Raw genomic sequence first — 25,041 nt, 5'->3', positions numbered from 1 at the left:
ACGTCCCTCGTCAGTCCAGAATGAAGCGTTCCAGGTAGGCCGGGTTCGCCCGGTCGAGCATCGACTGCGACCGCGCTCTGATCTGGCGGTCGCTGTGCTCGCCGGCGGGCAGCATCCAGAAGCGGTCGGCCCGGATCCCGTCGACGACCTCCGCGGCCACCGCCTCGACCGGGGTGAACTCGATCTCCTGGCCCGCCGCCTTCATGGCGGCCTCCCACTGGTCGAGGCTGCGGTAGGGGGTCCTGCGCGGCCGCTCCTTGGCGTACCGCTCGGGCCGGTTGCGGTGCGACTCCCACAGTCCGGTGCGCAGCATGTGCGGGCCGGGGAAGAGCACCGAGGCCCCCACCGCGGCGCCCTCCGCCTTCAGATGCGCGTACAGGGACTCGGTCATCGTGACGACCGCCGACTTGGTGACGGCGTACACGGACGCGGTCGGCAGCGGGGCGATCCCGCCGTCCCCCGAGGAGGTGTTGACGACGCGGCCCGGCTCGCCGCCCGCGATCATGCGGGGCACGAAGGCCTGGATGCCGTGGAAGACGCCCCACACATTGACCGCGAAGGCCCACTTCCAGTCGTTGACCTCGTGTTCCCACATGCGGCCCTCGGCGCCGGAGCCGACCCCCGCGTTGTTGCACAGCACGTGCACGGCGCCGAAGGTGTCGTACGCGGCGTCCGCGAGCGCGATCACCGAGTCCCGTTCGCTGACGTCGACGACGCGGGCGAGCACCTGGGCCCCGTCCTCGCGCAACTGCCCCGCCGCCTTCTCCAGGGCGCCCTCCTCCACGTCGGCGAGGACCACCTTGAGGCCCTCGGCGGCGAACCGCCGGGCCATCGCGAGCCCGATCCCGCTCGCGGCGCCGGTGACGACCGCGACCTGCCCCTGCCCGAGCTCCATGGTCAGACGCTCCCCTCGGGCGGCCCGTCGAGGATCTGGTGGGGGTCGTCGTAGCGCTGGTGGATGTAGGGCAACAGGGCCTGGGCGCTGACCCGTTCGACCACCCGGCCCTTCTGGTCGGTGGTCTTCTCGCCGATGGTGATCTCGACGACGCGGCGCACCGGCAGATCGGCGACCGGGTCGTACATCGACTCGCGCAGCACCACGTCGCCGGTGATCCGCTCCAGTTTGCGCACCTTCTCGTTGCGTACGCAGTGGACGAGGACGGGGTCGGCGTCGAAGCCCTCGCCGTCCACGGCCGGCAGGAACTTGAAGTAGAAGTCGGTCTTGAGCGTCGGCTCGGGCAGCGGCAGCGGGCCGTCGACGGCGCCGCGCACCTCGACGAACGCGATGGAGTGCCGGGCGAGCGAGGCCCGTACCACCAGGCCGTCCCGCTCGACGACCACCTCGCCGAGCTTCTTGGGTTCGCCGAACACCTCGCGCCCGCCGATCAGGGCCCGCTCGTGGGTCATCGGCATGACCAGCGGATACCAGCCCTCCTGCCCGTCGTGCACGGCGGCGACCGCCACCGAACCCGCGCCGAGCGGATAGCCGGGCAGGTCGACCTTGCTGATGTTGGCCCGCACCAGGGGGCGTTCGGCCGGCTTGAGCGGCGGCGGAAGGACGGCCGCGACCGCGTCGGGGTCGCTCTCCCAGAGAGCCACCACGCCGGTCGACCAGATGTCGGGGAGCTTGGAGCTCGCGGTGCGCGCGGCCTGGATCTCGGCCTCGGTGCGCGCCCCGTACCGTACGCGTGCCATGTCGTACCACCCTTCTCGAGCTGTTCTCCTCGGGGGGTCCTCGGGGTCTGTAACACAGTTACACCGCGCCCGATGAAGGGTAAAGAGCCGTGCGGGCACCGGAATTGAGGGAGCGTCAGACATGACACGCGCGTCACTCACCCGTGAGGAGGTCCTGCTCGCGGCCGGATCCCTGGTCAGACGGCACGGCCCGGCCGCCCTCACCATGCGGGCGCTCGCCGCCGAACTCGGCACGGCGGTCACCTCGATCTACTGGCACGTCGGCAACCGCGAGTCCCTCCTGGACGCCCTGGTCGAGCGGACCGTCGAGGAGCTGGGTGAGATCGAGCCGCGCGGGCGCACCCCGGCCGCGCGCGTGGTGTCGGTCGCGCGCGCCCTGCGTCGCGAACTGCGCGCCCGCCCGCATCTGATCGCGATGGTCCACGAACGCGGTCTGACCGAGCGGATGTTCCTGCCCGCCCAGCAGGCCCTGGTCCACGAGGTGCACGCGGCGGGGCTGCGCGGCGCCCGCGCGGCCCAGGCGGTGCGGGCCGTCCAGTTCCAGGTGGTGGGGTACGTCCTGGTGGAGCGCAACCGGGAGCGCGCGCCCCTCCAGCGCCCGGCCGAGGAGGAGCTGTGGCATCCCGCCATGGCCGAACAGGACCCGGCGCTGGCCCGCGCCCTTGGCACACCGGTGGACCAGGACCGGCTGTTCGACGACTCGGTCCGGGCGCTCGTGGCGGGGCTGCTCGGGGATCCGGGGGCGTGACGTACGGGCGCGCGAGGGTGCGCCTCGACCGCCCCGAGCCGCCGGGTGGTGCGGCCCGGCCCCCATCCCCACACCCGAGGGGGTGGCTTCCGCGCGGACCGAGGGGTGCCCATATCGCCTGTTCCGGGCGCCGGTTGGGGCGCGTGCCCCGGCGGGGGCGGGCCCCGGGCATCCCGTCGGGGCCCCGGCCGCGGCCCGCGCTGTCAGTGCGGGCCCGTATTCTCTGTGACCATGCTCGACGACCTGACGACAGCAGCGACGTGGCCGACCGCCTACCCACCGGGGTACGCGGTCGTCGACGTGGAGACCACCGGCCTCGCCCGCGACGACCGGATAATCTCGGCTGCCGTCTACCGGCTCGACGCGCGGGGCAACGTCGAGGACCACTGGTACACCCTGGTCAACCCCGAGCGCGACCCCGGCCCGGTGTGGATCCACGGGCTGACCAGTGACGTGCTCGAAGGCGCCCCGCTCTTCCCGGAGGTCGCCGAGGAGTTCGCGGCCCGGCTCGACGGACGGGTCCTGGTCGCGCACAACGCGATCTTCGACTGGCAGATGATCGCCCGCGAGTACGCACGGGCCGCGCGGACCGCCCCGGTCAAGCAGCGTCTGTGCACCATCGCCCTGTCCAAGGAGCTGGCGCTGCCGCTGCCCAACCACAAACTGGAGTCGCTCGCCGCGCACTTCGGCGTCGTGCAGCAGCGCGCGCACCACGCGCTCGACGACGCGCGGGTGCTGGCCGAGGCGTTCCGGCCGAGCCTGCACGCGGCCGCGGCCGGGGGCGTGCGCCTGCCGCTGCTCGAATGCCGCCCGCTGACCGAGTGGACGGACTCCCCCGCGGCCCCCCGCATCGGCTACCAGGCCTCCTACCGCGGCGGCTCGGGCACCTGGCGCGCCTCGCGCAAACGCCCCGCCTGCCCGCACCCCAACCCGGGGCGCTACGAGCCGGACCGGCCGCTCAAGCAGGGCATGCGGGTCGCGTTCTCGGGCGACACCTCCGTCGACCGCGAGCTCCTGGAGGACCGGGCCGTCGAGGCGGGGCTGCACGTGGCGACCAGCGTCTCGCGCCTCACCAGCCTGCTGGTCACCAACGATCCCGACTCGGCCACCTCCAAGACCGTCAAGGCGAAGTCGTTCGGCACACCGGTCGTCGACGAGGCCGCCTTCACCCAACTGCTGCGGGACGTGACACCGGCAGACGGGTGAGTGCCGGGCGCGGCGCCCACCGCACGCGCCGCCCAGAGCCCACCCTGTGGCCCATGGCACGTTGCGAGGTCTGCGGAAACGACTACGGGATGTCCTTCGAGGTGCACGCGCAGGGCGCGGTGCACGTCTTCGACTGCTTCTCGTGCGCCATCCACCGCATGGCGCCCATCTGTGAACACTGCCGGGTCCAGATCATCGGCCAGGGGGTCGAGGTCGAGGGCGCGTGGTACTGCGGAGCGCACTGCGCCCGCGCGGAGGGAAAGGCGGGCATCGTCGACAAGGTCTGACCCCCTGTACTTCCCGCCACCCCACCCGGCGCATCCCATGACCCGAGTTGTACGGTCATGGGGTGTACCGCTTCCTGTTGTCCCGGCAGTGGGTGCTCGTCACCCTCCTGGCCCTGGCTCTCATCCCCACGATGATCGAGCTCGGTTTCTGGCAGCTGCACCGGCACGAGCACAAGGTCGCCCAGAACACGATCATCGCCGACAACCTGAAGTCCCGGCCGGTCCCGGTGACCGACCTCACCTCGCCCGGCCACACCGTCCCGCACGCGGACTACTGGCGCCGGGTCACCGCCACCGGCAGCTACGACACCGCGCACGAGGTCGTCGTGCGGCGCAGGACCGCCGCCGACGGACGGGTCGGCTACCACGTGCTCACCCCGTTCGTCCTCGACGGCGGCGGCCCGACCGTACTGATCAACCGGGGCTGGATCGCCGACAACGGCAACCAGAGCGACTTCCCGAAGATCCCCCCGCCGCCCGCCGGCAAGGTCACCGTCACCGGCCGCCTGATGGCCGACCAGACAACCGCGGCCAGCGGCATCAAGGACGTCAAGGGCCTGCCGCCCCGCCAGGTCATGCTGATCAGCAGCGCCCAGCAGGCCAAGGCCCTGGGCCGTACCGTCCTCGGCGGCTACATCGAGCAGACCGGGCCCGAACCGGCCGACAACTCCCCCGAGCTGATCCCGGCCCCCGACGACAGCTCGATCGGCCCGCACATGGCGTACGCCGTCCAGTGGTGGCTCTTCTCGGCCGCGGTACCGGTCGGCTGGTTCATCCTCGTACGGCGCGAGAAGCAGGACCGCCTGGCCGCGGCCGCCGAGCCGGTGGCGGCGCCCGAACACGCGGCTGCTTAGCGAATTGTCCGGCCGGGAACACGCCTTGGCGTGACCCAACGTACGCAACGCATCGAGGACTACGCCCTCATCGGCGATCTCCAGACCGCGGCCCTGGTCGGCCGCGACGGCTCCGTCGACTGGCTCTGTCTGCCCCGGTTCGACTCCGCCGCCTGCTTCACCGCGCTGCTCGGCGACGAGGACAACGGCCAGTGGCGGATCGCCCCGGCCGAGGCCGGCCCCTACGGGCAGTGTTCCCGGCGCGCCTATCTGGATGATTCGCTCATCCTGGAGACCTACTGGGAGACGCGTTCGGGCACGGTGAAGGTCGTCGACTTCATGCCGCAGCGCGACACGGCGCCCGACGTCGTACGCATCGTGGAGGGCGTCAGCGGCACCGTCGAGATGTCCTCCGTCCTTCGGCTGCGCTTCGACTACGGCCATGTGGTGCCCTGGGTGCGGCGCTCGGACGGGCACCGGGTGGCGATCGCGGGCCCCGACTCGGTGTGGCTGCGCAGCGAACCCGAGGTCAAGACGTGGGGCCAGCACATGAGCACGCGCTCCTCGTTCACCGTCGCCAAGGGTGAGAAGGTCGCCTTCGTCCTCACCTGGCACCCCTCGCACGAACCGCGCCCCGCCCTCATCGACCCGCACGAGGCGCTGGAGCAGTCCCTCGCCGGCTGGCGGGAGTGGGCGGGGCGCTGCCGCTACCAGGGCCCCTACCGCGAGGCCGTGATCCGCTCCCTGATCACCCTCAAGGCGCTCACCTTCGCCCCCACCGGCGGCATCGTGGCGGCCCCCACCACCTCGCTGCCCGAGGAACTCGGCGGCGTCCGCAACTGGGACTACCGCTACTGCTGGCTGCGCGACTCCACCCTCACCCTCGAAGCACTCCTCTCGGGCGGCTATCTGGAGGAGGCGGCCCAGTGGCGCAACTGGCTGCTGCGCGCCGTCGCCGGCGACCCGGCCGACCTCCAGATCATGTACGGCCTGTCGGGCGAGCGCAGGCTCCCCGAGGTCGAACTCCCTTGGCTGAAGGGCCACTTGGAGTCGGCACCGGTACGGATCGGCAACGCGGCCGTCGAGCAGCTCCAGCTCGATGTGTACGGAGAGGTGATCGACTCGCTGTACCTGGCGCGCCAGGCGGGTCTGGAGAGCGAGTCCCACGCCTGGAACCTCCAGCTCAGTCTGCTCGGCTTCCTGGAGGCCCGCTGGCGCGAACCCGACGAGGGCCTGTGGGAGGTGCGCGGGCCGCGCCGGCACTTCGTCCACTCCAAGGTGATGGCCTGGGTGGCCGCCGACCGCGCGGTACGCACCCTGGAGGCGGAACCGGAGCTGCGCGGGGACGTCGCGCGCTGGCGCAAGATGCGCGACGAGGTCCACCGGGAGGTCTGCGAGAAGGGCTTCGACCCGGTCCGCAACACCTTCACCCAGGCGTACGGCTCAGAGGAGCTGGACGCGGCGACCCTGCTCATCCCCCGCCTCGGTTTCCTTCCCCCGGACGACCCCCGGGTGGTGGGAACCGTCGACGCGGTCCGCGCCGAACTCGGCGGAAGCGGCTTCGTGCGCCGCTACAGCACCGACGGCTCGACCGTGGACGGGCTGCCCGGCGACGAGGGCACCTTCCTGGTCTGCTCGTTCTGGCTGGCGGACGCGCTGCGCCTGACCGGCCGGGTGAAGGAGGCGCGGGAACTGTTCGAGCGGCTCCTGACGCTGCGCAACGACGTGGGGCTGCTCGCCGAGGAGTACGACCCGGGGGCCGAGCGCCACCTCGGCAACTTTCCGCAGGCCTTCAGCCACATCGGCCTGGTCGCCACCGCCTGCGCACTGGAGCCGGACGGCGGGGACGAGGCAGGATAGACGGCATGGATCTTGGACTGAAGGACCGTGTGTACGTCGTCACCGGGGCCTCGCGGGGCCTTGGCCTCGCGTCCGCCCGCGCGCTCGTCGCCGACGGCGCGAAGGTGGTCGTCAGCGGCCGCGACGAGAAGACGCTCAACGAGGCCGCCGCCGAACTCGGCCCCGGCGCCCACCCGTTGGCCTGCGACAACGCCGACCCGGAGGCGGCGGCCCGGCTCATCGCCACCGCCCGCCGGCACTTCGGGCGCTTCGACGGGGTGCTGATCAGTGTGGGCGGCCCGGCGCCGGGCTTCGTCGCGGACAACACCGACGAGCAGTGGCAGTCGGCCTTCGAGTCGGTGTTCCTCGGCGCGGTCCGCCTCGCCCGGGCGGCGGCGGACGAGCTGGAGGAGGGCGGGGTGATCGGCTTCGTCCTGTCCGGCTCCGTCCACGAGCCGATCCCCGGCCTGACCATCTCCAACGGCCTGCGCCCCGGCCTCGCGGGCTTCGCCAAGTCCCTGGCCGACGAGCTCGGCCCGCGCGGCATCCGCGTGGTGGGCCTGCTGCCGGCCCGCATCGACACGGACCGGGTCCGCCAGCTGGACGAACTGTCCGGCGACGCGGAGGCGACTCGCGCGGCGAACGAGTCCCGCATCCCGTTGCGGCGCTACGGCACGCCGGAGGAGTTCGGGAGCGTGGCGGCGTTCCTGCTGTCGCCTGCGGCGTCGTATCTGACGGGGGTGATGGTGCCGGTGGATGGGGGGGCTCGGAGGGGGTTTTGAGGGGGCGGGGGGTTGGGGGTTGGGGGGCCGGTAAGAGCCGCATCCCGACTGCGGGCCGCAGGCGGCTGGTCGCGCAGTTCCCCGCGCCCCTCAACCCCCTGCCGGGTGCAGACCGTGCTCGCTTCTCACGCAGTTCCCCGCGCCCCTAACTACTCGGTGCTGGTCCGCACCGGGCAACCTCAGCCCGTCCGGCGTTTGAGGACGAGCGCCCTTAAGGCGCGATGCGGGGTCTGGGGCGGAGCCCCAGGAATGCGGCACAGCAAAGGGCACCCCGCGCTCAACTGACGCGCCGCGCCCGGTGCTTGACCGCCCGGAGACGAACCTCCGCCGGCAGCTCCGCGAGCCCCGCCGAGTCCCGCGCGTGCGCCAGCGACTCCCCTTCGAGCCGCGCCAGCACGTCCCCCGGCTGGGCATGCGGCTCAAGCAGCAGAGCGACCCGCGCGGCCGGCGCGGCCCGCCGGCCGACCAGCACGGCCTGGGCCCGGGCCACCCCGTCAAGCCCTTCAGCCTCCCCCGCGAGCACCGACTCCAGCGCCCGCCCCCGCAACAGCGCCCCCTCACCGTCCCCGGAATCCACCAGGACCTCGGCGAGCCGGGCGCGACGCAGTTGGGCGAGCAGCCACCACAGGGCGAGCAGGACGGTGAGCGCGAGGGCCGCGATCACGACCGGCCACCACCAGTCCTGCTCGTGCCAGCGGATGCGACGGGACCGGCTCAGAAGTACGTCGTGCTTGGTGCCCCAGGGCCACCAGGACGGCACATCGAGGCCGAGTCCGGCGGCGAGGGCCGCACCGCCGCCGAGGAACAGCACCAGTCCCACAAGGCCGAGCACCACCCGGTTGACCGTCCTCAGCATGGCTCAGCCCTTCCGTTGCGGACGGCTCACATGGACCGCGAGCCCGGGCGGCCCGGCCAGGCCCAGCTCCCGGATGCCCGCACCCAGCGCCGCGTCCAAGTCGGCCCGTACATCGTCGAGTTCACGAAAGTGCGACAGGGCCCGCACCACGACCCGGGTGCGTCCCATGCGCACCCGCGCCGACTGGATGCCGGCCACTTCCATCGCCCGGTCGCGCAGCACGAGCGCGGCCGCGTCCCGGTCGAGTCCGGCGCGCACGGCCGGCGACCGGCGCCGCATCGGCAGGATGCTGCGCAGACCGGGGGTGACCGCGAGCACGATCAGCCAGACGCCGAGCGCCGCCACGGCACCCGCGCCGGCGAGCACCGCGACATCGTCGACGGGGTGCTCGGCCAGCCAGTCCGCGAGCCCGGACCGCCAGCGCATCGCCGAGCGGTGGGCCCGCACGGAGGCGATGTCGTAGAGCAGGAGGCCGGCGGCGGCCAGGATCAGCAGCGCGACGAGGCCCGAGGGGACGCGACGCGCGGACCAGAAGCGTCCCGCCCTGCCGCCCGCGCCGTCCGCGAGGACCGGCACGGCGGCGTAGTCGGCGGCCGACGCCGACTGGTCGAGCCCGGGGTCGGCCGCGGTGGCGCCCTGCTCGATCACGGGCAGCCGCTGGGTGTTGTGTTCGCCTTCGTACGGCTCGCTCATCGGATTCTCCCCCGGTCCCCGCCCGCGTCCGTCGCGTGCAGACGCTCGATCCGCACCGCCACTTCGGGCACCTCCATCCCCGCCAACGCCCTGACCCGCTCGGCGACTTGACGGCGTACCGCGCCGCACTGGCCGCCGAGGTCTCCGGGGTAGCCGAGTTCGACACTGACTTGTACCCGCGCCGAGTCGTGGTGAACGGTGACGGCGGCGCGAGGTGGGGCGCCGCTCTCGGGGATGTGGTCCAGGGCTTCCCTGGCCGCCTGCGCGGCGATCTTCGCCACCACCCGGTCGGCGATCCGGGTGGCGCCGCGCTCGGCGGGCTCGATCCGTGCGGCCACCGCCATGGGTCAGCGCCGCCGGTCGCCGCGGTCACGCGGGCGGAAGAAGTCTCCGGGGTCGAGGTCGCCGTCCACGAAACGGCCCACCACGAAGCCGATGGCGCCGAGCGCCGCGATCAGCAGGAAGGCCCCGAATCCGCCGAAGTATCCGGCGAAGCCGAGTGCCATGCCGGCCATCAAGCCAACCACCGCCATGCTCATGCCGAACTCCTCGGTTGGATGCGTGCGTCGTGTCCTTGCTGGTCCTGCGTCATGGTCGTACGGCGTTGCCGGCCGTACCGCGTTACTGGTCGTGCGGCGTCGTCGGCCGTACCGCGTTACTGGTCGTACGGCGTTGCCGGGTGCCGTACCGCGTTACTGGAGGCGGGATTCCGGTTCCTCGTCCTCGTCGTCGGGCAGCTTCACATCGCTGACCGCGATGTTGACCTCGACGACTTCAAGGCCGGTCATCCGCTCCACGGCGGAGATGACGTTCTCCCGCACATCGCGGGCCACCTCGGCGATGGACACGCCGTACTCGACGACGATTTCCAGGTCGAGCGCGGTCTGCACCTCACCGACCTCGGCCTTGACCCCGCGCGTGACGGCCGACTTGCCGCCGCCGGGGACCCGGTCCCTGACCGCGCCGAACGTACGGGACAGGCCACTGCCCATGGCATGGACGCCCATGACGTCACGGGCCGCGAGGCCGGCGATCTTCTCCACGACGCCGTCGGCGATGGTGGTGCGGCCGCGGCCGCCGGGGTCCGCGCCGCCCCGCTTGACCACGGAGGTCTTCTGGCCGTGTTCGGCCGATTCGCCCGACGGTCCGTCCCCGGGGGCGCCGGACCTGCGCTGTGCGGTGGTGTCGCTCATGTGAGTTCGTCCCTTCGCGCTTGGACTCCATTGCCCACATTAAGTGCGGTTGCCCCGACTCGCGCCCCCGATGCGGCAGGCTGGGGGAATGACGGGTGATGCGTGGAGCGCCGGGGTACGCCGCCGGCTGGGTATGGGTCGACTACTCGCGCTGGGCGGTCCGCGGGACGGGGTGTGGATCTCCGAACGGGCGGCCGTCTCGGTGCTGGGAGCGGTGGCGGCAGCGCTGCCGGGGCTCGCCGTGACGTCCCTGCGGCTGGCCCCGGCGGACCCGGAAGCCCGGGCGGAGCCGTCGATTCCGGCGCCTCCGAGCGCTCTGCCACCGGTGCCGCTGCGGATCTCCGCGCGGCTTGAGGCGCTGGGCGACCGGCCGCTGCCGGAGCTGACGGAGGGGCTGCGCCAGGCACTGTTCGACGCGGCCGACGCGCGGCTCGGCCTCGATGTCTCGGACGTCGACCTCCAGGTGGCGGCCCTTCTGGACGCCCTTCCGGTTCCCCCGTCCGGCGGTCCCCCGCCCGGCCCAGCCGAGCCGCCCGCCACGAGGGCGGCGACGGCGGCGCTCGCCACCCCCGGCGTGGCGCATCTGACGTCCGAGCTGGGTCCGCCGGTGCAGCTCACGGAGGACCACATCCGCCTGGAGCTCGCGACGACGGGCCACCCCCTGGAGGTGGCGCGTGCGGTACGGAGCGCGGTGGCCCGGGCGGTCCCGGAGGCGGCTTCCGTCGGGGTCCTGGTGACCTGGGCGGGCTGACCGGCCGGACGTGGCACGGCCGGTCAGGGGCGTCCCGGGCGGTACGGCCGGTCGGGGCGTCCCGGGGCGGCACCACTCGGGGATCGCGTCGTCAGTCGGCGAGGCCGGCCAGATCGCGCAGGCGCCGGGCCTGGGCGGCGCGCTCGGCGACCCGCTGCTCCTCGTAGCCGCGCCCGGCCGCGCCGCGCAGCAGCGCCTTCGTCTCGACCACGGCGTCACGCGGCGCGGCCAGCAGCGCACCCGCCAAGTCCCTTACCGCCGAGTCGAGTTCGCCGGCGGGCACGGCGAGGTTGGCGAGGCCGACGCGCTCGGCCTCCTCGGCCCCGACGAACCGGCCGGTCGCGCAGATTTCGAGCGCGCGGGCGTATCCGACGAGCCCGACGAGCGGGTGGGTGCCGGTGAGGTCGGGGACGAGTCCGAGACTGGTCTCGCGCATGGCGAACTGCACGTCCTGCGCGACGACCCGGAGGTCGCAGGCGAGGGCGAGCTGGAAGCCGGCACCGATCGCGTGTCCCTGGACGGCCGCGATCGACACGATGTCGTTGCGGCGCCACCAGGTGAACGCCTCCTGGTATTCGGCGATGACCGCGTCGAGTTCCGCGTCGGAACCGCGCGCGAGGTCGAGGAACGAGGGCTCGCCGTCGAAGCCTTCGGGGGTGAAGGCCTGGCGGTCGAGGCCGGCGGAGAAGGACTTGCCCTCGCCGCGCAGCACGACGACGCGCACGCTGCCCGGGAGCGACCGTCCGGCCTCTGTCAACGCCCGCCACAGAGCGGGAGACTGGGCGTTGCGCTTGGCCGGACGGGTCAGGGTCACCGTGGCGACCGCGTCGTCGACGGACAGCCGGACGCCGTCCTTGTCGAATACCTCATGTACGGATGCGGGCGTAGCCATGGGGCGCCTCCGGGTCAGTGGCCGTCAGTGAACGACCGCCTCGGCGGTCATTAAGTGACTGCACAGTAACCACCCGGTCGACCGCAGGGCCGACCGGGTGGCCACCACCGGACCCGGGGGGCCACAGGAGCCGTCCGAACCGCCTCGGTCAGACCGAGGTGGCCTTCTTGCCCCGTGTCGCTCCGCCGCGTCCACGGAGAGTGACCCCGGACTCGCTGAGCATCCGGTGGACGAACCCGTAGGACCGGCCGGTTTCCTCGGCCAGCGCCCGGATGCTCGCACCGGAGTCGTACTTCTTCTTCAGGTCTGCCGCGAGCTTGTCGCGCGCGGCGCCGGTAACCCGGCTGCCCTTCTTCAGAGTCTCGGCCACCCGTGCCTCCTCATGGGAAGTGCGCTCTGGACTTCTCATGATCACCCCTTCCGCGCTTCCTGGCCACCCATTCGGCAAGGTCCGTCCAACATCCTTGGGGGCCCGGATGGCGCACGGCCGGGGCGGAACCTCACATTCCGGCTGGGCGCGGACATATCCCGGCCCGAAAGTCGAGACGAAGCGCCAGGTCAGCGCTGTGTTCCGGGTCACACACGGAAAAAGGCCCGTCCCACAAGGGACGGACCTTGATCCCGTACCGAACACACCGGGGGTACGAGACGCACTCACTCAGATTGAGGATCACGTCTGAGCCGAATGATCCAGAGGGAGTGGATCAGCGGATGGATCACCGACCGGTCCCGCCCCCGGACACCGCCTCGGGCCGGTCAGGCGAGGGCGACCAGGTCCGCGTAGTCCGGGCCCCACAGGTCCTCGACGCCGTCCGGCAGCAGGATGATGCGCTCGGGCTGGAGCGCCTCGACGGCGCCCTCGTCGTGGGTGACCAGGACGACCGCGCCCTTGTACGTGCGCAGCGCGCCGAGGATCTCCTCGCGGCTGGCCGGGTCCAGGTTGTTGGTGGGCTCGTCGAGCAGCAGGACGTTGGCGGACGACACCACGAGGGTGGCGAGCGCGAGACGGGTCTTCTCGCCGCCGGACAGGACCCCGGCGGGCTTGTCGACGTCGTCCCCGGAGAAGAGGAACGAGCCGAGCGTCTTGCGGACCTCGACCAGGTCCAGGTCCGGCGCGGAGGAGCGCATGTTCTCCAGGACCGTGCGGTCGGGGTCGAGCGTCTCGTGCTCCTGGGCGTAGTAGCCCATCTTCAGGCCGTGGCCCGGGGTGACCTCGCCGGTGTCCGGCTTCTCGGCCCCGGCGAGCAGCCGCAGCAGGGTCGTCTTTCCGGCGCCGTTGAGGCCGAGGATGACGACGCGGGAGCCCTTGTCGATGGCCAGGTCGACATCGGTGAAGATCTCGAGCGAGCCGTACGACTTGGAGAGGCCCTCGGCGGTCAGCGGCGTCTTGCCGCAGGGCGCGGGGTCGGGGAAGCGCAGCTTGGCGACCTTGTCGGAGACGCGGACCGCCTCCAGGCCGGAGAGCAGGCGCTCGGCGCGCTTGGCCATGTTCTGCGCGGCGACGGTCTTGGTGGCCTTGGCGCGCATCTTGTCGGCCTGCGAGTTGAGGGCCGCGGCCTTCTTCTCGGCGTTCTGGCGCTCGCGCTTGCGGCGCTTCTCGTCGGCCTCGCGCTGCTGCTGGTAGAGCTTCCAGCCCATGTTGTAGACGTCGATCTGGGCGCGGTTGGCGTCCAGGTAGAAGACCTTGTTGACGACCGTCTCGACGAGGTCGACGTCGTGGGAGATGACGATGAAGCCGCCGCGGTACGTCTTGAGGTAGTCCCGCAGCCAGACGATGGAGTCGGCGTCGAGGTGGTTGGTCGGCTCGTCGAGGAGCAGGGTGTCGGCGTCCGAGAAGAGGATCCGGGCGAGCTCGATGCGGCGGCGCTGACCTCCGGAGAGGGTGTGCAGCGGCTGGCCGAGCACCCGGTCGGGCAGGCCGAGGGCGGCGGCGATGGTGGCCGCCTCGGCCTCGGCGGCGTACCCGCCCTTGGTGAGGAACTCGGTCTCCAGGCGCTCGTACTTCTTCATCGCCTTCTCACGCGTGGCGCCCTTGCCGTTCGCCATGCGCTCCTCGTTCTCGCGCATCTTGCGCAGCACCTCGTCGAGGCCGCGTGCGGACAGGACGCGGTCGCGGGCCAGCACGTCGAGGTCGCCGGTGCGCGGGTCCTGCGGCAGATAGCCGACCTCGCCCGAGCGCGTGATGGTGCCGGCGGCCGGGATGCCCTGGCCGGCCAGGCACTTGGTGAGGGTGGTCTTGCCCGCTCCGTTGCGGCCGACCAGACCGATGCGGTCGCCCTTGGCGACGCGGAAGGATGCGGACTCGATGAGGACTCGGGCGCCGGCGCGCAGCTCGATGCCGGTGGCGGTGATCACGGAAAGACTCCAGGGCGGTGTGGACGGCGGACGGGACGTCATGAGGCGCCACGCGCAGCGCGTCCCCGAAGGGGCGGCCGTGGGCGGCGGGGCGTGGAGGTCGACGCCGCCTAATGCACGAGGAGAATTGCCATGGGGCCAATTCTAACTGGGCCGTGCAACCCGGTTTCCGCCGCCGTCCGCACGCCGCCCGCCCGGGAGATCGTTGCCGAGCGGGGTACGGCCGGGGGTGATCTCGCCGAGGCCGTCGACCGCGACCAGTTCCCGGGGCCAGGGGTGGGGGCCCCGGCAGGGCCGCGCGAGCAGCAGCGCCCCCGCGGTGTGCGCCGTGCGCGCGGGGTCGAAGGCGCATCCCTGGGGCGCGGGCAGCAGCCAGCGCAGGTCCCCGTCGGCGACCCGGAAGGCGCTGACCCGCTCGGGGGCGACGACGGCCAGCATGGTGGCGTCCGGGTCGAGCGGCTGGAGCACCCCGGCGGCGCGCGCGGGCGAGGCGGTCAGCCAGGCGCCGAGGCCGGGCACGGCCCGGTGCCAGCGGACCCTGCGGGCGTCGGGGTCGGTGTCGGTGACCATGCCGTCGGCCCAGAGCGCCACGGCGTGGCCGGGCGCGCGGTACAGGGCGAGCACCCGGCTGCCCCGCCTGCCGTACGTCCAGCGCGGGGCGCCGGTGCCCCGGTCGTACGCCTCCACGGCGGCGCCCCGGATCCGTACCGCCGCCGCGCCGGCCGTCGGGGCCGCGAAGCGGTGGAAGTGGTCGCCGTAGGGGGCCCGGTCGGCGTGCCGGGCCGCGGTGACCAGTGGGAGAGCGAGTACGGCGGCGATCGCGGTCAGCGCGAGACGGGTCCGTTCCATGACGCGCCGAGCGTAACGGCCGGGGCGATAAAACAGGCGTAGCGCCGTGACCTGTCCCATACTCGGGGTGACCTTTTGATACTCGGGGTGATCATGAGCGGCCCGGGCCGCTCTGGCGGCCCCGGTGGAACAGACGGTGGTGCGCCCATGCAGTTCGACGACGACGCCGGTCTGGACACCTCCGAGGTCAAGGACCAGCGGGGCGGCGGGATCCCGGGCGGCCGGGCCACCGTCGGCGGCGGCATCGTCGGTGTCATCGCGCTGCTCCTCGGCCTGTTCTTCGGGGTGGGTCCGGAACAGCTCGGCCTCTCGTCGGGCGACACCGCGCCGGGCGCGCGTTCGTCGTCGCAGGCCCAGGTGAACCAGAGCTGCCGCACCGGCTCGGACGCCAACACCAAGGAGGACTGCCGCATCGTGGCGGTGGTCAACAGCGTGCAGGACTACTGGAGCCAGGAGCTCCCGCGGCGCGGCGGCAGGTACTCCCCCGCCCAGACGGTGTTCTTCACCGGCCGGGTCAACACCGCCTGCGGGGCGGCCACTTCGGCCGTCGGCCCCTTCTACTGCCCGGGCGACCGGCAGGTCTATCTCGACCTCGGGTTCTTCGACGAGCTGCGCACCAAGTTCGGCTCCAGCGGCGGGCCCTTCGCGCAGGCGTACGTGGTGGCGCACGAGTACGGCCACCACATCCAGAACCTGCTGGGCACCCTCCAGAAGTCGCAGGACGGGCGGCAGGGCGCCGACAGCAACGCGGTGAAGGTGGAGTTGCAGGCCGACTGCTACGCCGGGGTCTGGGCGCGCCACGCGACGACGACCCCGGACAAGGCCACCGGCCGCCCGCTGATCTCCCGGCTCACCGACCAGGACATCAAGGACGGCCTGGACGCGGCGGCGGCCGTCGGGGACGACCGCATCCAGGAGAAGTTCCAGGGCCGGGTCACCCCGGAGACCTGGACGCACGGCTCGGCGCAGCAGCGCCAGCAGTGGTTCTACACGGGCTACCGGACGGGTGACATGGCCCGCTGCGACACCTTCGCGCGGTGAGCCGGGGCCGCCCGGGAGGCGGCCGCTACGCGCGTCGCTATACGGAACCGTTGTGCACCTGGAACGCGGCGCGGCGCACGGCCTTGGCGAGGGCCGGGTCGGGGTGGGCGGCGGCGAGGGCGACCAGGACCTGCACGGTGCGCGGATGACCGATGGCCCGCACCTCCTCCAGGAGCGCCGGGACCGTGCCCTGCACCGCGGAGTCGAGGTGGCGTACGAGCAGTTCGCTCTCGCCGTGGTCGGCCACGGCGGCGGCCGTGTCGACCCACAGCCAGGTGGACTCCTCCCGGGTGAGCACACCCAGGACGTCCTCGGGGTCGCCGCCCTCGTGCTCGGCGAGCCAGAGCAGCGCGTAGGGGCGCAGGCACGTCTCCGTCGCGGCGGCGCGCACGGCGGCCTCGGCGGGCGCCCCCACGACGCGCAGCGCCTCGAAGGCCAGTCCTCTCAGCAGGGCGTCGTCGCCCCGGGCCACGTCGAGGAGCTCGGTGACGGCGCTGGTGACGGTGCGCGCGGCGGTCCAGGCGCGGTACTCGGCGCGGGCGGGCCCCGGGGTGAGTCCCGCGCAGCCGCGCAGCATGTCCTCGGCGGGCTGCTCGATGTTGCCGGCCGGGCTCTGGGCGGCGACGCAGATCTGCTCCAGCTTGACCCAGACCGCCCAGTTGCCGAGGGGGGTCAAGGTGGCCTGGCCCTCGCCCAGGACGAGGGCGCCGACCGCGGCGAGGCCGGTCAGGGCCCAGTCGAGCAGGTGGGGAAGGAGGGGCGGCAGGGACACGGGGTCGGTCCGGGGGCCCTGGGGCACCTCGCAGCGTTCCTCGCGGAGTTCGGCGACGCGCTGTTCGAGCAGATCGAGCAGGGCCGGCATGAGCACGGGCCCGTTGGAGAGCTGGAGGAGCGAGAGCACCTGGGGGACGGCTTCGACGACCTCGGCGACCGCGGTCGGGGCGAAGTCCTCCGGCGCGGGGTGGACCAGGGACCACGCGTCGAACAGGGCGACCCAGCCGCGCAGCACGGCCGCGTCGTCGCGGTCCCAGGCGCGCATGCGCCAGCCCGGCCGCACCGTGGCGCCGTGCAGTTCGACGAGGCCCGCGAGCCGGGCCCGGTCCCAGCCGGCCCGCACCTGAGCGGGCGTCAGTCCCAGGGCGGCGGCGGCCCGCTCCGCTACGGGCGCGGGCAGCGGGCCGGGCCGGCCGGGGCCGGGGGCGGCGCCGCGGGCACGCTCGGCCTCGGTCCAGCGGGCCACGCGTACGGCGTCCTGGAGCACCGCCCTGGCCTGGCGGGCCAGTTCGGCGGCGGCGGGGGTGCCCGCGGGCGGGCGCGGGGCCGGCCGGGTGCGCCGGTCGGTCACGGCCCTGCGGGCGGCGGCAAGGGGTCGGGCTTGCATCGGGTGCGGAGCGCGGACAAGCCGCAGTCTGGAGTCGCGCGGCAACTTCTCTTCAGGCTTCCGGGACGTCACGCATGCAGTCTTCCCGGTCACTGCCCGAAAGCCCAAACGGAACGAGCCGCCTTCGGGGGGCCCGGGCGCCGGTCGGGGCCCGGTATCGGGGCCTCCCGACCCGGACGAACACACTCCGTGCCCGGAGCGGAAGGCGAAACGGAATCAGCCCCGCGCGGTCGGCCCAGGCCGGAGCCGACCGCCGGGTGGCCGGGAGTCGCCCCTTGGACGCACCCTTCCCGGTGACCGTCCGAAAGTTGAAGCGGAATCGGCGGTGCTCGCCCGGTGGCCGACGCAGCGTCACATCAGCGGGGTGAGGAAACGGCGCAGGGTTTCTTCGTAGACCGTCGGGTCGGCGTTCCACATCGAGGCGTGCGGGGCGTGCCGCACGGCGTGCAGGGTGACCAGATCCGGTCGCCGGGCGGCCAGTTCGCGGGACGGACCCCAGGGGGCGAGCGTGTCGTCGGGGCCGTGGAAGAGCAGGGTGGGGACGCGCAGCGCCCGGGGGTCGACGGCCTCCCTGAGGCGGTCGCCGTGAATGCCGGTGCGGCCCTGGGCCGCCCGGACGGCGAGCGGCAGCAGGGGGCCGGGGGTGCGGTGGGCGGAGGCGAGGGCCTTGAGGGTGAACTCCCAGTCCAGTACGGGCGAGTCGAGGACGATGCCCTCGACGCGGTCGCGCAGCGCGGAGTGGGTGGCGGCGTGCAGCGCCATGGTGGCGCCGGTGGACCAGCCGTGCAGGATGACGCGCCGGGCGCCGGAGCGCAGCGCGTAGCGGATCGCGGCGTCGACGTCGCGCCACTCGGAGTCGCCGAGGTGGCCGAGCCCGTCCGGCGAACGGGGGGCGCCCTCGTCGCCGCGGTAGGCGAGGGCCAGCACCGGGAGCTGACCGCGGTGCAGGAACTCCGCGATGTTCAGGGCGTGTTCACGGGTGGTGCCGAGACCGTGCACGGCGATCACCCAGGTACTGCGGACTCCGGGGATCAACCAGGCGGGCAGCGGCCCGAGTTCGGAGGTGACCTCGACGTCCCGGTGCTCGATGCCGAGGGCGGTGCTCGGGGTGCCGCGGTGCAGTTGCGGGGTGAACCGGACCCGGTCCCCCGGCACGAGGGCGCCGTGGGTGACCCGCTCCAGGCGGCGTACCACCGTGTCGGCGGTGTGCGGGGCGTCGTCCAGGACCTCGCCGACGACGGCGTGCGCCCCCTCGCCCTCCAGGCCGTACACCCCCGGGCGCAGCGCGGCGAGCGAGCGGGTCAGGGTGATCCGGCCGGGGGCCGTGGCGTGCACGGTCAGCCGGGGGTCGGCGGGCAGCGGTCGGCCCGGCGCCGCCTTGAGCGCGGCGTCGCTGGCGTGGCGTCCGGCGACGATCGCTGCCGCCCCGACGCCGAGGAGTGTGGTGACGGCCGCTGCCGTCTTGGTTGCAGGACGCACGCGTACAGTCTCGGGGCCATCGGGCCCGGATGCCAGTGGGCGGGGCCCATCGGGGCGGCGCCGGGGGCCGCCCGTGGCCGCCCGGCCGCTCACCGCTGGGGCTGTCCGTACCCCCGCAGCCGCTCGGCGACCTCGTCGAGCTGGTCCGTGGTGAGCAGGGACGGCGTCCGGCCCGGCCGGGCCGAGGCGGTGAGCCAGAGCCGGCACATCCACTCCAGTTGGGCGGTGCGGTCGTAGGCCTGGGCCAGGCTCGTTCCATAGGTGAGGGCGCCGTGGTTCTGGAGGAGGCACCCGGTGCGGTCCTCCAGGGCGCGCAGCATGTGCCCGGCCAGTTCCTCGCTGCCGTACAGGGCGTACGGGGCGACCCGGACGGGGCCGCCGAGCGCGGCCGCCATGTAGTGGATCAGGGGCAGTTCGGTCACCAGGGTGGACACGGCGGTGGCGTGCACGGCGTGGGTGTGGACGACGGCCAGCGCGTCGGTGTGGCGGTAGACGGCCAGGTGCATCGGGATCTCGCTGGTGGGCCGGAGCGTGCCCCTGACCTGACGGCCTTCGAGGTCGACGGCGACGGTGTCGGCGGGGCCGAGCCGGTCGTAGGGCACACCCGTCGGGGTGACCAGGACCAGGTCGCCGACGCGGACCGACACATTGCCCGAGGTGCCGACCACCAGACCCTCGGCGGCCGTTCTGCGCGCGGTGTCGACCAGTTCGGACCATGCGGCGGCGATGGCCGCCTCGTCGTCGCTCATGCGGGCGATCCTGCCAGGCGGGGGCGGCCGGGACACGGGGTGGGGCCGCACTCTTCGCTAGCCTCCGGGTGGTTTGTTCCGTACACCGGAGTTTCGGGGGGAATGCATGGCTCGTGATCGCACCCGGCTGCCGCGCCGGTTCCGGGTGGGCGCGCGGGTCGCGCTCTCGGTGTCCCTGGCCTCGCTGGCGCTAGGCTCCGCGGCGCTCGCGGTGCCGGCGGGAGCCATGGACAGACCGGCCGGCCACGACGTCTCCTCGCACCAGGGGAACGTGGACTGGGGCGCCGCGAAGAGCCGGGGGGCCTCCTTCGTCTATGTGAAGGCGACCGAGTCCACCTCGTACCGCAACCCCTACTTCGGACAGCAGTACGGCGGCGCCCGGCGGGCCGGCCTTGTCCGGGGCGCCTACCACTTCGCGGTGCCCGGCCAGTCCTCCGGCCGGGCCCAGGCCGACTACTTCGCACGCAACGGGGGCGGCTGGTCGGGCGACGGCTGGACGCTGCCGCCGGCCGTCGACCTGGAGCACAACCCATACGGCAAGGACGCCAAGGACGGCAAAGACGCCAAGGGCGGCAGCGGCGCCCCCTGTTACGGGCTGAGCCCGGCCGCGATGACCGACTGGATCGCCGGGTTCAGCGACGAGATGCTGCTGCGCACCGGTCGCCGCCCGGTGATCTACACGACGGCCGCCTGGTGGAACGAGTGCACCGGCCACAGCCGGGCGTTCGGCGCGGACCACGCGCTGTGGCTGGCCCGGTACGCCGCCGCGCCGGGCGCGCTGCCGGCGGGCTGGTCGTACTGGACGTTCTGGCAGCACGCCAACGGGAGCGGGAAGCTGCCGGGTGACCAGAATCTCTTCAATGGGTCTTTCGAGCAGTTGAGGCGGTTCGCGGCCGGGCGCTGAACGGCCCCCGAGGCCGGGCAGGGAACGACAAGGGAACAACAAGGGGACACGGACACCGCTGCGCCCGCCCCAGTTCACCTTCCGTTCATCCAGGTTACTTACGTTCGTCCCGCCACTGACGTCGAACGATTGCCTGGGTAAATGGAACACATCACGCTGCTGCTCGCGATTGTGATCGTGACAGCTCTAGTGTTCGATTTCACGAACGGTTTCCACGACACCGCCAACGCGATGGCCACGACCATCTCGACCGGCGCCCTGAAGCCCAAGACGGCGGTCGCCATGTCCGCCGCACTCAACCTGCTCGGCGCGTTCCTGTCGGTGGAGGTCGCCAAGACGATCTCCGGCGGGATCATCGACGAAAAGGGCATCCGCACCGAGGTCATCTTCGCGGCCCTGGTGGGTGCCATCCTCTGGAACCTGCTGACCTGGCTGCTCGGTCTGCCCTCCAGCTCCTCGCACGCCCTGTTCGGCGGCCTCATCGGCGCCGCGGTGATGTCGGCCGGCTGGTCCTCGGTCAACGGCTCCACCGTCGTCACCAAGGTGCTGCTGCCCGCCGTCGCCGCGCCGGTCGTCGCGGGCATCGCCGCGATGCTGGCCACCAAGCTCACGTACCGGATCAACCGGAACACCGACGAGAAGGCCACCGCCAAGGGCTACCGGGCGGGCCAGATCGCCTCGGCCGGCCTCGTCTCGCTGGCGCACGGCACCAACGACGCCCAGAAGACGATGGGCATCATCACCCTCGCCCTGGTCACCGGCGGGGTGCTGCACCCCGGCGCGAACCCCCCGCTGTGGGTCATCGTCTCGGCCGGCCTGGCCATCGCGATGGGCACCTACCTCGGCGGCTGGCGCATCATCCGCACCATGGGCAAGGGCCTGACCGAGCTCCGCCCGCCGCAGGGCTTCGCCGCCCAGACCGCCGCCGCCACCGTCATCCTGGCCTCCTCGCACATCGGCTTCTCGCTCTCGACCACCCAGGTCTGCTCGGGCTCGGTCATGGGCGCCGGCGTCGGCCGCAAGGGCGGGGTGGTCCGCTGGTCCACCGCGTCCCGGATGGCCGTCGCCTGGGTCCTGACGCTGCCGGCCGCCGCACTCGTCGGCGCGGGTGCGGAGTTCCTCGCCCGGCAGGGCACCTGGGGCATCGCCGCCGTCGCCGTCCTGCTGATCGCCGGCTCGGGCACCATCTGGAAGCTGTCGCGCCGTCAGCCGGTCGACCACCACAACGTCACCGCGGAGGAGATCGGCGAGGCCCCCGTGGCCGAGCCCGCCGGGGTCGTCACCACCGCGATCGCCGCGGTCACCCCGCCGCCGACCCTCGCCGCCGCGACCGCCGGCCTCACCGCCACCATCCCGGCGCCTGCCCCGGTGGCCCCCGCCGATCCGCCCACCCCGGCGACGGTCTGACCCCGGTCCTCCGGCACAGCTAAGGAATCCTCATGCACATCAACTGGGAAGCCCTCGGCTCCGTGTTCGGCGTCAGCCTCGCGGTGACCGTCGGCCTGGTGGGCCTGTTCACGCTCGGCATCGTCGGCCTCACCAAGCGGGAGGCCGCTGCCTCCGGCGCCGGCAACACCGGCACCACCGGCAACACAGTGATGGCCCGCACCGGTGCCTACGCCTGCTTCGCGCTCTGCGCGGCGGCCGTCGCGTACGGGATCTTTCTGATCGTCGCCTGACCCACAAGCACCATCCGAACCGCCCTCCGGCCCGCGCCGGAGGGCGGTCGTGTGCCCGGCCGCACGCTCTCTCGCGCCGCAGGTCAACGGCAAGTTGACGGCTGTTCTCGGGGCATGGTGGACTGCACCGGCCAGCTACGGCGGCAGAAGAGGAAGCCGGTGCGAATCCGGCGCGGTCCCGCCACTGTCACCGGGGAGAGATCCCCGTGAGCCAGGAACTCTCACCGCCGGTCACGTCGAACCAGGGCGCGGACACCCTGAGTGAGGACATACCGCCATGCGTGCCTGCCTGCCCAGCCCTGCCGGTCCTTCCCGCCACGCCCTGGCGCGCTGAGGATGCGGGCCGATCGCACCTTCGCCTACGGCGCCACCGCCGGCCTCGTCGCCGACCTCCTGCTCGGCGATCCACGCCGCGGCCATCCGGTCGCCGCGTTCGGCCGGGCGGCGGGCGCCGTCGAACGCCTGCTGTGGCGCGACCACCGCGGCCGGGGCGCCCTGCACACCCTGGTGTGCGCGGGTGGCGCCGTCGGCGCCGCCGCGCTCGTCTCCCGTGCCGTACGAGGCCGCCCCGCCGCCTCCTTCGCGCTGACCGCGGCCGCCACCTGGTCGGTGGTCGGCGGCACCTCGCTGGCCCGTGAGGCGCGGGCCATCGGCGGCGCGCTCGCCGCGGGCGACGTGGAGGTGGCCCGCGAGCGCCTTCCGCATCTGTGCGGGCGCGACCCGCGCTCCCTGGACGCCGACGGCGTCGCGCGCGCGGTCGTCGAGTCGGTCGCCGAGAACACCTCCGACGCGGTCGTCGGCGCCCTGGTGTGGGGCGCGCTCGCGGGCGTGCCCGGGCTCGTGGGCTTCCGCGCGGTCAACACCCTGGACGCGATGGTCGGGCACAAGTCGCCCAGATACCGCCGGTACGGCTGGGCCTCGGCGCGGCTCGACGACATGGCGGGCTGGCCCGGCGCACGGGTCACCGCGGTCCTCGCCGCGCTCGCGGGCCCGGACACCAGGGGCGCGTTCCACGCCTGGCGCGCCGACGCCGCCCAGCACCCGAGCCCCAACGCGGGCCCCGTGGAAGCCGCGTTCGCGGGCGCGCTCGGTGTGCGGCTCGGCGGCACGCTCTCCTACGGAGGGCGCGTCGAGCACCGGCCGGTCCTGAACACGTCGGGGCGGCCCGTCGAGGTCACCGACATCGAACGTGCGGTACGGCTCTCGCGCACGGTGGGCCTGCTGACGCTGGCCGGCGCCGTGGTGGCGGGGGCCGCTGTGAGAAAGGGACGTACATGGGTGGCGGGCTGCTGATCGCGGGCACGACCTCCGACGCCGGCAAGAGCGTCGTCACGGCCGGGATCTGCCGCTGGCTGGTGCGCCAGGGGGTCAAGGTCGCGCCGTTCAAAGGGCAGAACATGTCGCTCAACTCCTTCGTCACGCGCGAGGGAGCGGAGATCGGGCGGGCCCAGGCGATGCAGGCGCAGGCGGCGCGCGTGGAGCCCACCGCGCTGATGAACCCGGTGCTGCTCAAGCCGGGCAGCGACCGCTCCAGCCAGGTCGTCCTGATGGGCAGGCCGGTCGGCGAGCTGAGCGCCCGGGGCTACCACGGGGGACGCCAGCAAGCGCTGCTCGGCACCGTCCTGGAGTGCCTGGAGGAACTGCGCAGCACCTATGACGCGGTGATCTGCGAGGGCGCGGGCAGCCCGGCCGAGATCAACCTGCGGCGGACCGACATCGTCAACATGGGCATCGCGCGGGCCGCGCGGCTGCCCGTGGTCGTGGTCGGCGACATCGACCGCGGCGGGGTGTTCGCCTCGTTCTTCGGGACGACGGCGCTGCTGAGCCCCGAGGACCAGGCGCTGGTCGCCGGGTACGTGGTCAACAAGTTCCGGGGCGATGTGACGCTCCTGGAACCCGGCATCGAGATGCTGCGCGGCCTCACCGGACGGCACACCTACGGAATCCTGCCGTACGCCCACGGGCTCGGCATCGACGAAGAGGACGGGCTCCGCGTCTCGATGCGGGGGGCCGTGCGGGAGTCGGTGGTGACGCCGCCGGTCGGCGAGGACGTGCTGCGGGTCGCCGTCTGCGCGGTGCCGCTGATGTCCAACTTCACCGATGTGGACGCGCTCGCGGCCGAGCCCGGCGTCGTCGTGCGCTTCGTGGACCGGCCCGAGGAACTCCTCGACGCCGACCTGGTGGTGGTGCCCGGCACCCGCGGCACGGTCCGCGCCCTGGAGTGGCTGCGCGAGCGCGGCCTCGCGGCCGAACTGGCGCGCCGCGCCGCCGCGGGCCGCCCGGTCCTCGGCATCTGCGGCGGCTTCCAACTGCTCGGCGAGCACATCGAGGACGACGTCGAGTCGAAGGCGGGCTCCGTCGCCGGCCTGCGGCTGCTGCCGGTCCGGGTGCGGTTCGCGGCCGACAAGACCCTGGCGCGGCCCGTCGGCGAGGCCCTCGGCGAACACGTCGAGGGGTACGAGATCCATCACGGGGTGGCCGAAGTCCTGGGCGGCGAGGCCTTCTTGGACGGCTGCCGGGTCGGCGCCGTGTGGGGCACCCACTGGCACGGCTCCCTGGAGAGCGACGGGTTCAGACGGCGCTTCCTCGAAGAGGTCGCGCGCGACGCGGGCCGCCGTTTCGTGCCCGCGCCCGACACCTCGTTCGGAGCCCTGCGCGAGGAACAGCTCGACCGGCTCGGCGACCTGATCGAGGAACACGCCGACACGGAAGCCCTGTTGAGGCTGATCGAGCAGGGGCCGCCCGCCGGACTGCCCTTCATCCCGCCGGGGGCGCCATGACCGCCCCGGCCCGCCCGCCGCGTACCGCACCAATCCGAGGAGAGATCGG

General features: G+C 73.2%; 27 protein-coding genes and 1 riboswitch. Of the genes, 13 read left to right on the top strand and 14 right to left on the bottom strand.

The window, feature by feature from the left end:
- Positions 1 to 10: 10 nt before the first annotated feature.
- Both N4G70_RS05805 and N4G70_RS05800 read right to left on the bottom strand, forming a co-directional pair.
- Positions 11 to 895, bottom strand: a complete 885-nt coding sequence (locus N4G70_RS05805) for an SDR family NAD(P)-dependent oxidoreductase (RefSeq protein ID WP_261711271.1) — start codon at positions 893 to 895, stop codon at positions 11 to 13.
- Positions 896 to 897: 2 nt separating this feature from the next.
- Positions 898 to 1,695 (bottom strand): acetoacetate decarboxylase family protein, encoded by a 798-nt coding sequence (locus tag N4G70_RS05800; protein WP_261711270.1) that lies wholly within the window; start codon positions 1,693 to 1,695, stop codon positions 898 to 900.
- A gap of 121 nt (positions 1,696 to 1,816) precedes the next feature.
- Between N4G70_RS05800 and N4G70_RS05795 the strand changes: the two genes are divergently transcribed.
- The 6 genes from N4G70_RS05795 to N4G70_RS05770 all read left to right on the top strand — a co-directional run bounded on the left by N4G70_RS05795 (position 1,817) and on the right by N4G70_RS05770 (position 7,390).
- Positions 1,817 to 2,443: a TetR/AcrR family transcriptional regulator gene (locus N4G70_RS05795; RefSeq protein ID WP_261711269.1), complete on the top strand. Its 627-nt coding sequence runs from the start codon at positions 1,817 to 1,819 to the stop codon at positions 2,441 to 2,443.
- Between the two features lie 225 nt (positions 2,444 to 2,668).
- Complete coding sequence (locus N4G70_RS05790; protein ID WP_261711268.1) at positions 2,669 to 3,649, top strand: DEDDh family exonuclease; 981 nt, start codon at positions 2,669 to 2,671, stop codon at positions 3,647 to 3,649.
- Positions 3,650 to 3,702: 53 nt separating this feature from the next.
- Positions 3,703 to 3,936 (top strand): hypothetical protein, encoded by a 234-nt coding sequence (locus N4G70_RS05785; protein ID WP_114036065.1) that lies wholly within the window; start codon positions 3,703 to 3,705, stop codon positions 3,934 to 3,936.
- Positions 3,937 to 3,998: 62 nt separating this feature from the next.
- Entirely contained in the window at positions 3,999 to 4,790 is a 792-nt protein-coding gene (locus N4G70_RS05780) for an SURF1 family protein (protein WP_261711266.1), read from the top strand.
- A 30-nt stretch (positions 4,791 to 4,820) separates the two neighbouring features.
- The gene (locus N4G70_RS05775; RefSeq protein WP_261711265.1) at positions 4,821 to 6,629 is read left to right on the top strand and encodes a glycoside hydrolase family 15 protein; all 1,809 of its coding nucleotides are present in this window, start codon (positions 4,821 to 4,823) and stop codon (positions 6,627 to 6,629) included.
- A 5-nt stretch (positions 6,630 to 6,634) separates the two neighbouring features.
- Positions 6,635 to 7,390 carry an SDR family oxidoreductase gene (locus N4G70_RS05770; RefSeq protein ID WP_261711264.1) on the top strand — a complete coding sequence of 252 codons (756 nt, stop codon included), beginning with the start codon at positions 6,635 to 6,637 and terminating at the stop codon, positions 7,388 to 7,390.
- A gap of 277 nt (positions 7,391 to 7,667) precedes the next feature.
- On the opposite strand, the gene amaP is transcribed toward N4G70_RS05770, so the two are convergent.
- The 5 genes from amaP to N4G70_RS05745 form a co-directional block, all read right to left on the bottom strand.
- Complete coding sequence (gene amaP / locus N4G70_RS05765) at positions 7,668 to 8,246, bottom strand: alkaline shock response membrane anchor protein AmaP (protein ID WP_261711263.1); 579 nt, start codon at positions 8,244 to 8,246, stop codon at positions 7,668 to 7,670.
- A 3-nt stretch (positions 8,247 to 8,249) separates the two neighbouring features.
- The gene (locus N4G70_RS05760) at positions 8,250 to 8,939 is read right to left on the bottom strand and encodes a DUF6286 domain-containing protein (protein ID WP_261711261.1); all 690 of its coding nucleotides are present in this window, start codon (positions 8,937 to 8,939) and stop codon (positions 8,250 to 8,252) included.
- Positions 8,936 to 9,283, bottom strand: coding sequence for an alkaline shock response membrane anchor protein AmaP (locus N4G70_RS05755; RefSeq protein ID WP_261711260.1), 348 nt, complete (start codon positions 9,281 to 9,283; stop codon positions 8,936 to 8,938). Before N4G70_RS05755 ends, N4G70_RS05760 begins: the two co-directional genes overlap by 4 nt.
- A 3-nt stretch (positions 9,284 to 9,286) precedes the next feature.
- On the bottom strand, positions 9,287 to 9,478 hold the full coding sequence (locus tag N4G70_RS05750) for a hypothetical protein (RefSeq protein ID WP_120724613.1): 192 nt from the start codon (positions 9,476 to 9,478) through the stop codon (positions 9,287 to 9,289).
- Positions 9,479 to 9,631: 153 nt separating this feature from the next.
- Positions 9,632 to 10,132 (bottom strand): Asp23/Gls24 family envelope stress response protein, encoded by a 501-nt coding sequence (locus tag N4G70_RS05745; RefSeq protein ID WP_261711259.1) that lies wholly within the window; start codon positions 10,130 to 10,132, stop codon positions 9,632 to 9,634.
- A gap of 88 nt (positions 10,133 to 10,220) precedes the next feature.
- Between N4G70_RS05745 and N4G70_RS05740 the strand changes: the two genes are divergently transcribed.
- Positions 10,221 to 10,883, top strand: coding sequence for a hypothetical protein (locus N4G70_RS05740; RefSeq protein ID WP_261711258.1), 663 nt, complete (start codon positions 10,221 to 10,223; stop codon positions 10,881 to 10,883).
- A gap of 91 nt (positions 10,884 to 10,974) precedes the next feature.
- Here N4G70_RS05740 and N4G70_RS05735 read toward each other — a convergent pair whose 3' ends face one another.
- From N4G70_RS05735 to N4G70_RS05720, 4 genes are all read right to left on the bottom strand, one after another.
- Entirely contained in the window at positions 10,975 to 11,775 is an 801-nt protein-coding gene (locus tag N4G70_RS05735) for an enoyl-CoA hydratase/isomerase family protein (RefSeq protein WP_261711257.1), read from the bottom strand.
- Positions 11,776 to 11,923: 148 nt separating this feature from the next.
- The gene (locus N4G70_RS05730) at positions 11,924 to 12,145 is read right to left on the bottom strand and encodes a helix-turn-helix domain-containing protein (protein ID WP_216826872.1); all 222 of its coding nucleotides are present in this window, start codon (positions 12,143 to 12,145) and stop codon (positions 11,924 to 11,926) included.
- 386 nt (positions 12,146 to 12,531) lie between these two features.
- Positions 12,532 to 14,130: an ABC-F family ATP-binding cassette domain-containing protein gene (locus tag N4G70_RS05725; protein WP_261711256.1), complete on the bottom strand. Its 1,599-nt coding sequence runs from the start codon at positions 14,128 to 14,130 to the stop codon at positions 12,532 to 12,534.
- 144 nt (positions 14,131 to 14,274) lie between these two features.
- Positions 14,275 to 14,979: a PQQ-like beta-propeller repeat protein gene (locus N4G70_RS05720; RefSeq protein ID WP_261711255.1), complete on the bottom strand. Its 705-nt coding sequence runs from the start codon at positions 14,977 to 14,979 to the stop codon at positions 14,275 to 14,277.
- Between the two features lie 147 nt (positions 14,980 to 15,126).
- On the opposite strand from N4G70_RS05720, the gene N4G70_RS05715 reads away from it, so the two are divergent.
- Positions 15,127 to 16,020 (top strand): neutral zinc metallopeptidase, encoded by an 894-nt coding sequence (locus N4G70_RS05715; protein WP_261711254.1) that lies wholly within the window; start codon positions 15,127 to 15,129, stop codon positions 16,018 to 16,020.
- A 37-nt stretch (positions 16,021 to 16,057) separates the two neighbouring features.
- Here the strand turns inward: N4G70_RS05715 and N4G70_RS05710 are convergent, their stop codons facing one another.
- The 3 genes from N4G70_RS05710 to N4G70_RS05700 all read right to left on the bottom strand — a co-directional run bounded on the left by N4G70_RS05710 (position 16,058) and on the right by N4G70_RS05700 (position 19,629).
- Positions 16,058 to 17,401 (bottom strand): hypothetical protein, encoded by a 1,344-nt coding sequence (locus N4G70_RS05710; protein WP_261711253.1) that lies wholly within the window; start codon positions 17,399 to 17,401, stop codon positions 16,058 to 16,060.
- Between the two features lie 351 nt (positions 17,402 to 17,752).
- The gene (locus tag N4G70_RS05705) at positions 17,753 to 18,880 is read right to left on the bottom strand and encodes an alpha/beta hydrolase (RefSeq protein ID WP_261711252.1); all 1,128 of its coding nucleotides are present in this window, start codon (positions 18,878 to 18,880) and stop codon (positions 17,753 to 17,755) included.
- 89 nt (positions 18,881 to 18,969) lie between these two features.
- The gene (locus N4G70_RS05700) at positions 18,970 to 19,629 is read right to left on the bottom strand and encodes a class II aldolase/adducin family protein (protein ID WP_261711251.1); all 660 of its coding nucleotides are present in this window, start codon (positions 19,627 to 19,629) and stop codon (positions 18,970 to 18,972) included.
- A gap of 106 nt (positions 19,630 to 19,735) precedes the next feature.
- On the opposite strand from N4G70_RS05700, the gene N4G70_RS05695 reads away from it, so the two are divergent.
- The 5 genes from N4G70_RS05695 (at position 19,736) to N4G70_RS05675 (ending at position 24,992) form a co-directional block, all read left to right on the top strand.
- Entirely contained in the window at positions 19,736 to 20,533 is a 798-nt protein-coding gene (locus N4G70_RS05695; RefSeq protein ID WP_261711250.1) for a lysozyme, read from the top strand.
- Positions 20,534 to 20,674: 141 nt separating this feature from the next.
- Complete coding sequence (locus N4G70_RS05690) at positions 20,675 to 21,940, top strand: inorganic phosphate transporter (RefSeq protein WP_261711249.1); 1,266 nt, start codon at positions 20,675 to 20,677, stop codon at positions 21,938 to 21,940.
- Between the two features lie 32 nt (positions 21,941 to 21,972).
- Positions 21,973 to 22,212: a hypothetical protein gene (locus N4G70_RS05685; protein ID WP_261711248.1), complete on the top strand. Its 240-nt coding sequence runs from the start codon at positions 21,973 to 21,975 to the stop codon at positions 22,210 to 22,212.
- Positions 22,213 to 22,312: 100 nt separating this feature from the next.
- Positions 22,313 to 22,454, top strand: a riboswitch (cobalamin riboswitch).
- A gap of 94 nt (positions 22,455 to 22,548) precedes the next feature.
- The gene (locus N4G70_RS05680) at positions 22,549 to 23,505 is read left to right on the top strand and encodes a cobalamin biosynthesis protein (protein WP_261711247.1); all 957 of its coding nucleotides are present in this window, start codon (positions 22,549 to 22,551) and stop codon (positions 23,503 to 23,505) included.
- Positions 23,487 to 24,992 (top strand): cobyric acid synthase, encoded by a 1,506-nt coding sequence (locus tag N4G70_RS05675; protein ID WP_261711246.1) that lies wholly within the window; start codon positions 23,487 to 23,489, stop codon positions 24,990 to 24,992. Before N4G70_RS05680 ends, N4G70_RS05675 begins: the two co-directional genes overlap by 19 nt.
- Positions 24,993 to 25,041 lie beyond the last annotated feature (49 nt).

The organism is Streptomyces sp. ASQP_92, assembly GCF_025399895.1.
In the GTDB taxonomy this organism is placed as follows: domain Bacteria; phylum Actinomycetota; class Actinomycetes; order Streptomycetales; family Streptomycetaceae; genus Streptomyces.
This window is presented reverse-complemented; position numbering and strand designations above follow the sequence as displayed.

What these genes read in the sequence shown, in the direction of transcription:
- N4G70_RS05805 (WP_261711271.1), bottom strand. Translation starts at nt 895, where the DNA reads ATGGAGCTCGGGCAGGGGCAGGTCGCGGTCGTCACCGGCGCCGCGAGC.
- N4G70_RS05800 (WP_261711270.1), bottom strand. Translation starts at nt 1,695, where the DNA reads ATGGCACGCGTACGGTACGGGGCGCGCACCGAGGCCGAGATCCAGGCC.
- N4G70_RS05795 (WP_261711269.1), top strand. Translation starts at nt 1,817, where the DNA reads ATGACACGCGCGTCACTCACCCGTGAGGAGGTCCTGCTCGCGGCCGGA.
- N4G70_RS05785 (WP_114036065.1), top strand. Translation starts at nt 3,703, where the DNA reads ATGGCACGTTGCGAGGTCTGCGGAAACGACTACGGGATGTCCTTCGAG.
- N4G70_RS05770 (WP_261711264.1), top strand. Translation starts at nt 6,635, where the DNA reads ATGGATCTTGGACTGAAGGACCGTGTGTACGTCGTCACCGGGGCCTCG.
- amaP (WP_261711263.1), bottom strand. Translation starts at nt 8,246, where the DNA reads ATGCTGAGGACGGTCAACCGGGTGGTGCTCGGCCTTGTGGGACTGGTG.
- N4G70_RS05760 (WP_261711261.1), bottom strand. Translation starts at nt 8,939, where the DNA reads ATGAGCGAGCCGTACGAAGGCGAACACAACACCCAGCGGCTGCCCGTG.
- N4G70_RS05755 (WP_261711260.1), bottom strand. Translation starts at nt 9,283, where the DNA reads ATGGCGGTGGCCGCACGGATCGAGCCCGCCGAGCGCGGCGCCACCCGG.
- N4G70_RS05750 (WP_120724613.1), bottom strand. Translation starts at nt 9,478, where the DNA reads ATGAGCATGGCGGTGGTTGGCTTGATGGCCGGCATGGCACTCGGCTTC.
- N4G70_RS05745 (WP_261711259.1), bottom strand. Translation starts at nt 10,132, where the DNA reads ATGAGCGACACCACCGCACAGCGCAGGTCCGGCGCCCCCGGGGACGGA.
- N4G70_RS05740 (WP_261711258.1), top strand. Translation starts at nt 10,221, where the DNA reads ATGACGGGTGATGCGTGGAGCGCCGGGGTACGCCGCCGGCTGGGTATG.
- N4G70_RS05735 (WP_261711257.1), bottom strand. Translation starts at nt 11,775, where the DNA reads ATGGCTACGCCCGCATCCGTACATGAGGTATTCGACAAGGACGGCGTC.
- N4G70_RS05720 (WP_261711255.1), bottom strand. Translation starts at nt 14,979, where the DNA reads ATGGAACGGACCCGTCTCGCGCTGACCGCGATCGCCGCCGTACTCGCT.
- N4G70_RS05715 (WP_261711254.1), top strand. Translation starts at nt 15,127, where the DNA reads ATGCAGTTCGACGACGACGCCGGTCTGGACACCTCCGAGGTCAAGGAC.
- N4G70_RS05710 (WP_261711253.1), bottom strand. Translation starts at nt 17,401, where the DNA reads ATGCAAGCCCGACCCCTTGCCGCCGCCCGCAGGGCCGTGACCGACCGG.
- N4G70_RS05700 (WP_261711251.1), bottom strand. Translation starts at nt 19,629, where the DNA reads ATGAGCGACGACGAGGCGGCCATCGCCGCCGCATGGTCCGAACTGGTC.
- N4G70_RS05695 (WP_261711250.1), top strand. Translation starts at nt 19,736, where the DNA reads ATGGCTCGTGATCGCACCCGGCTGCCGCGCCGGTTCCGGGTGGGCGCG.
- N4G70_RS05690 (WP_261711249.1), top strand. Translation starts at nt 20,675, where the DNA reads ATGGAACACATCACGCTGCTGCTCGCGATTGTGATCGTGACAGCTCTA.
- N4G70_RS05685 (WP_261711248.1), top strand. Translation starts at nt 21,973, where the DNA reads ATGCACATCAACTGGGAAGCCCTCGGCTCCGTGTTCGGCGTCAGCCTC.
- N4G70_RS05680 (WP_261711247.1), top strand. Translation starts at nt 22,549, where the DNA reads ATGCGGGCCGATCGCACCTTCGCCTACGGCGCCACCGCCGGCCTCGTC.
- N4G70_RS05675 (WP_261711246.1), top strand. Translation starts at nt 23,487, where the DNA reads ATGGGTGGCGGGCTGCTGATCGCGGGCACGACCTCCGACGCCGGCAAG.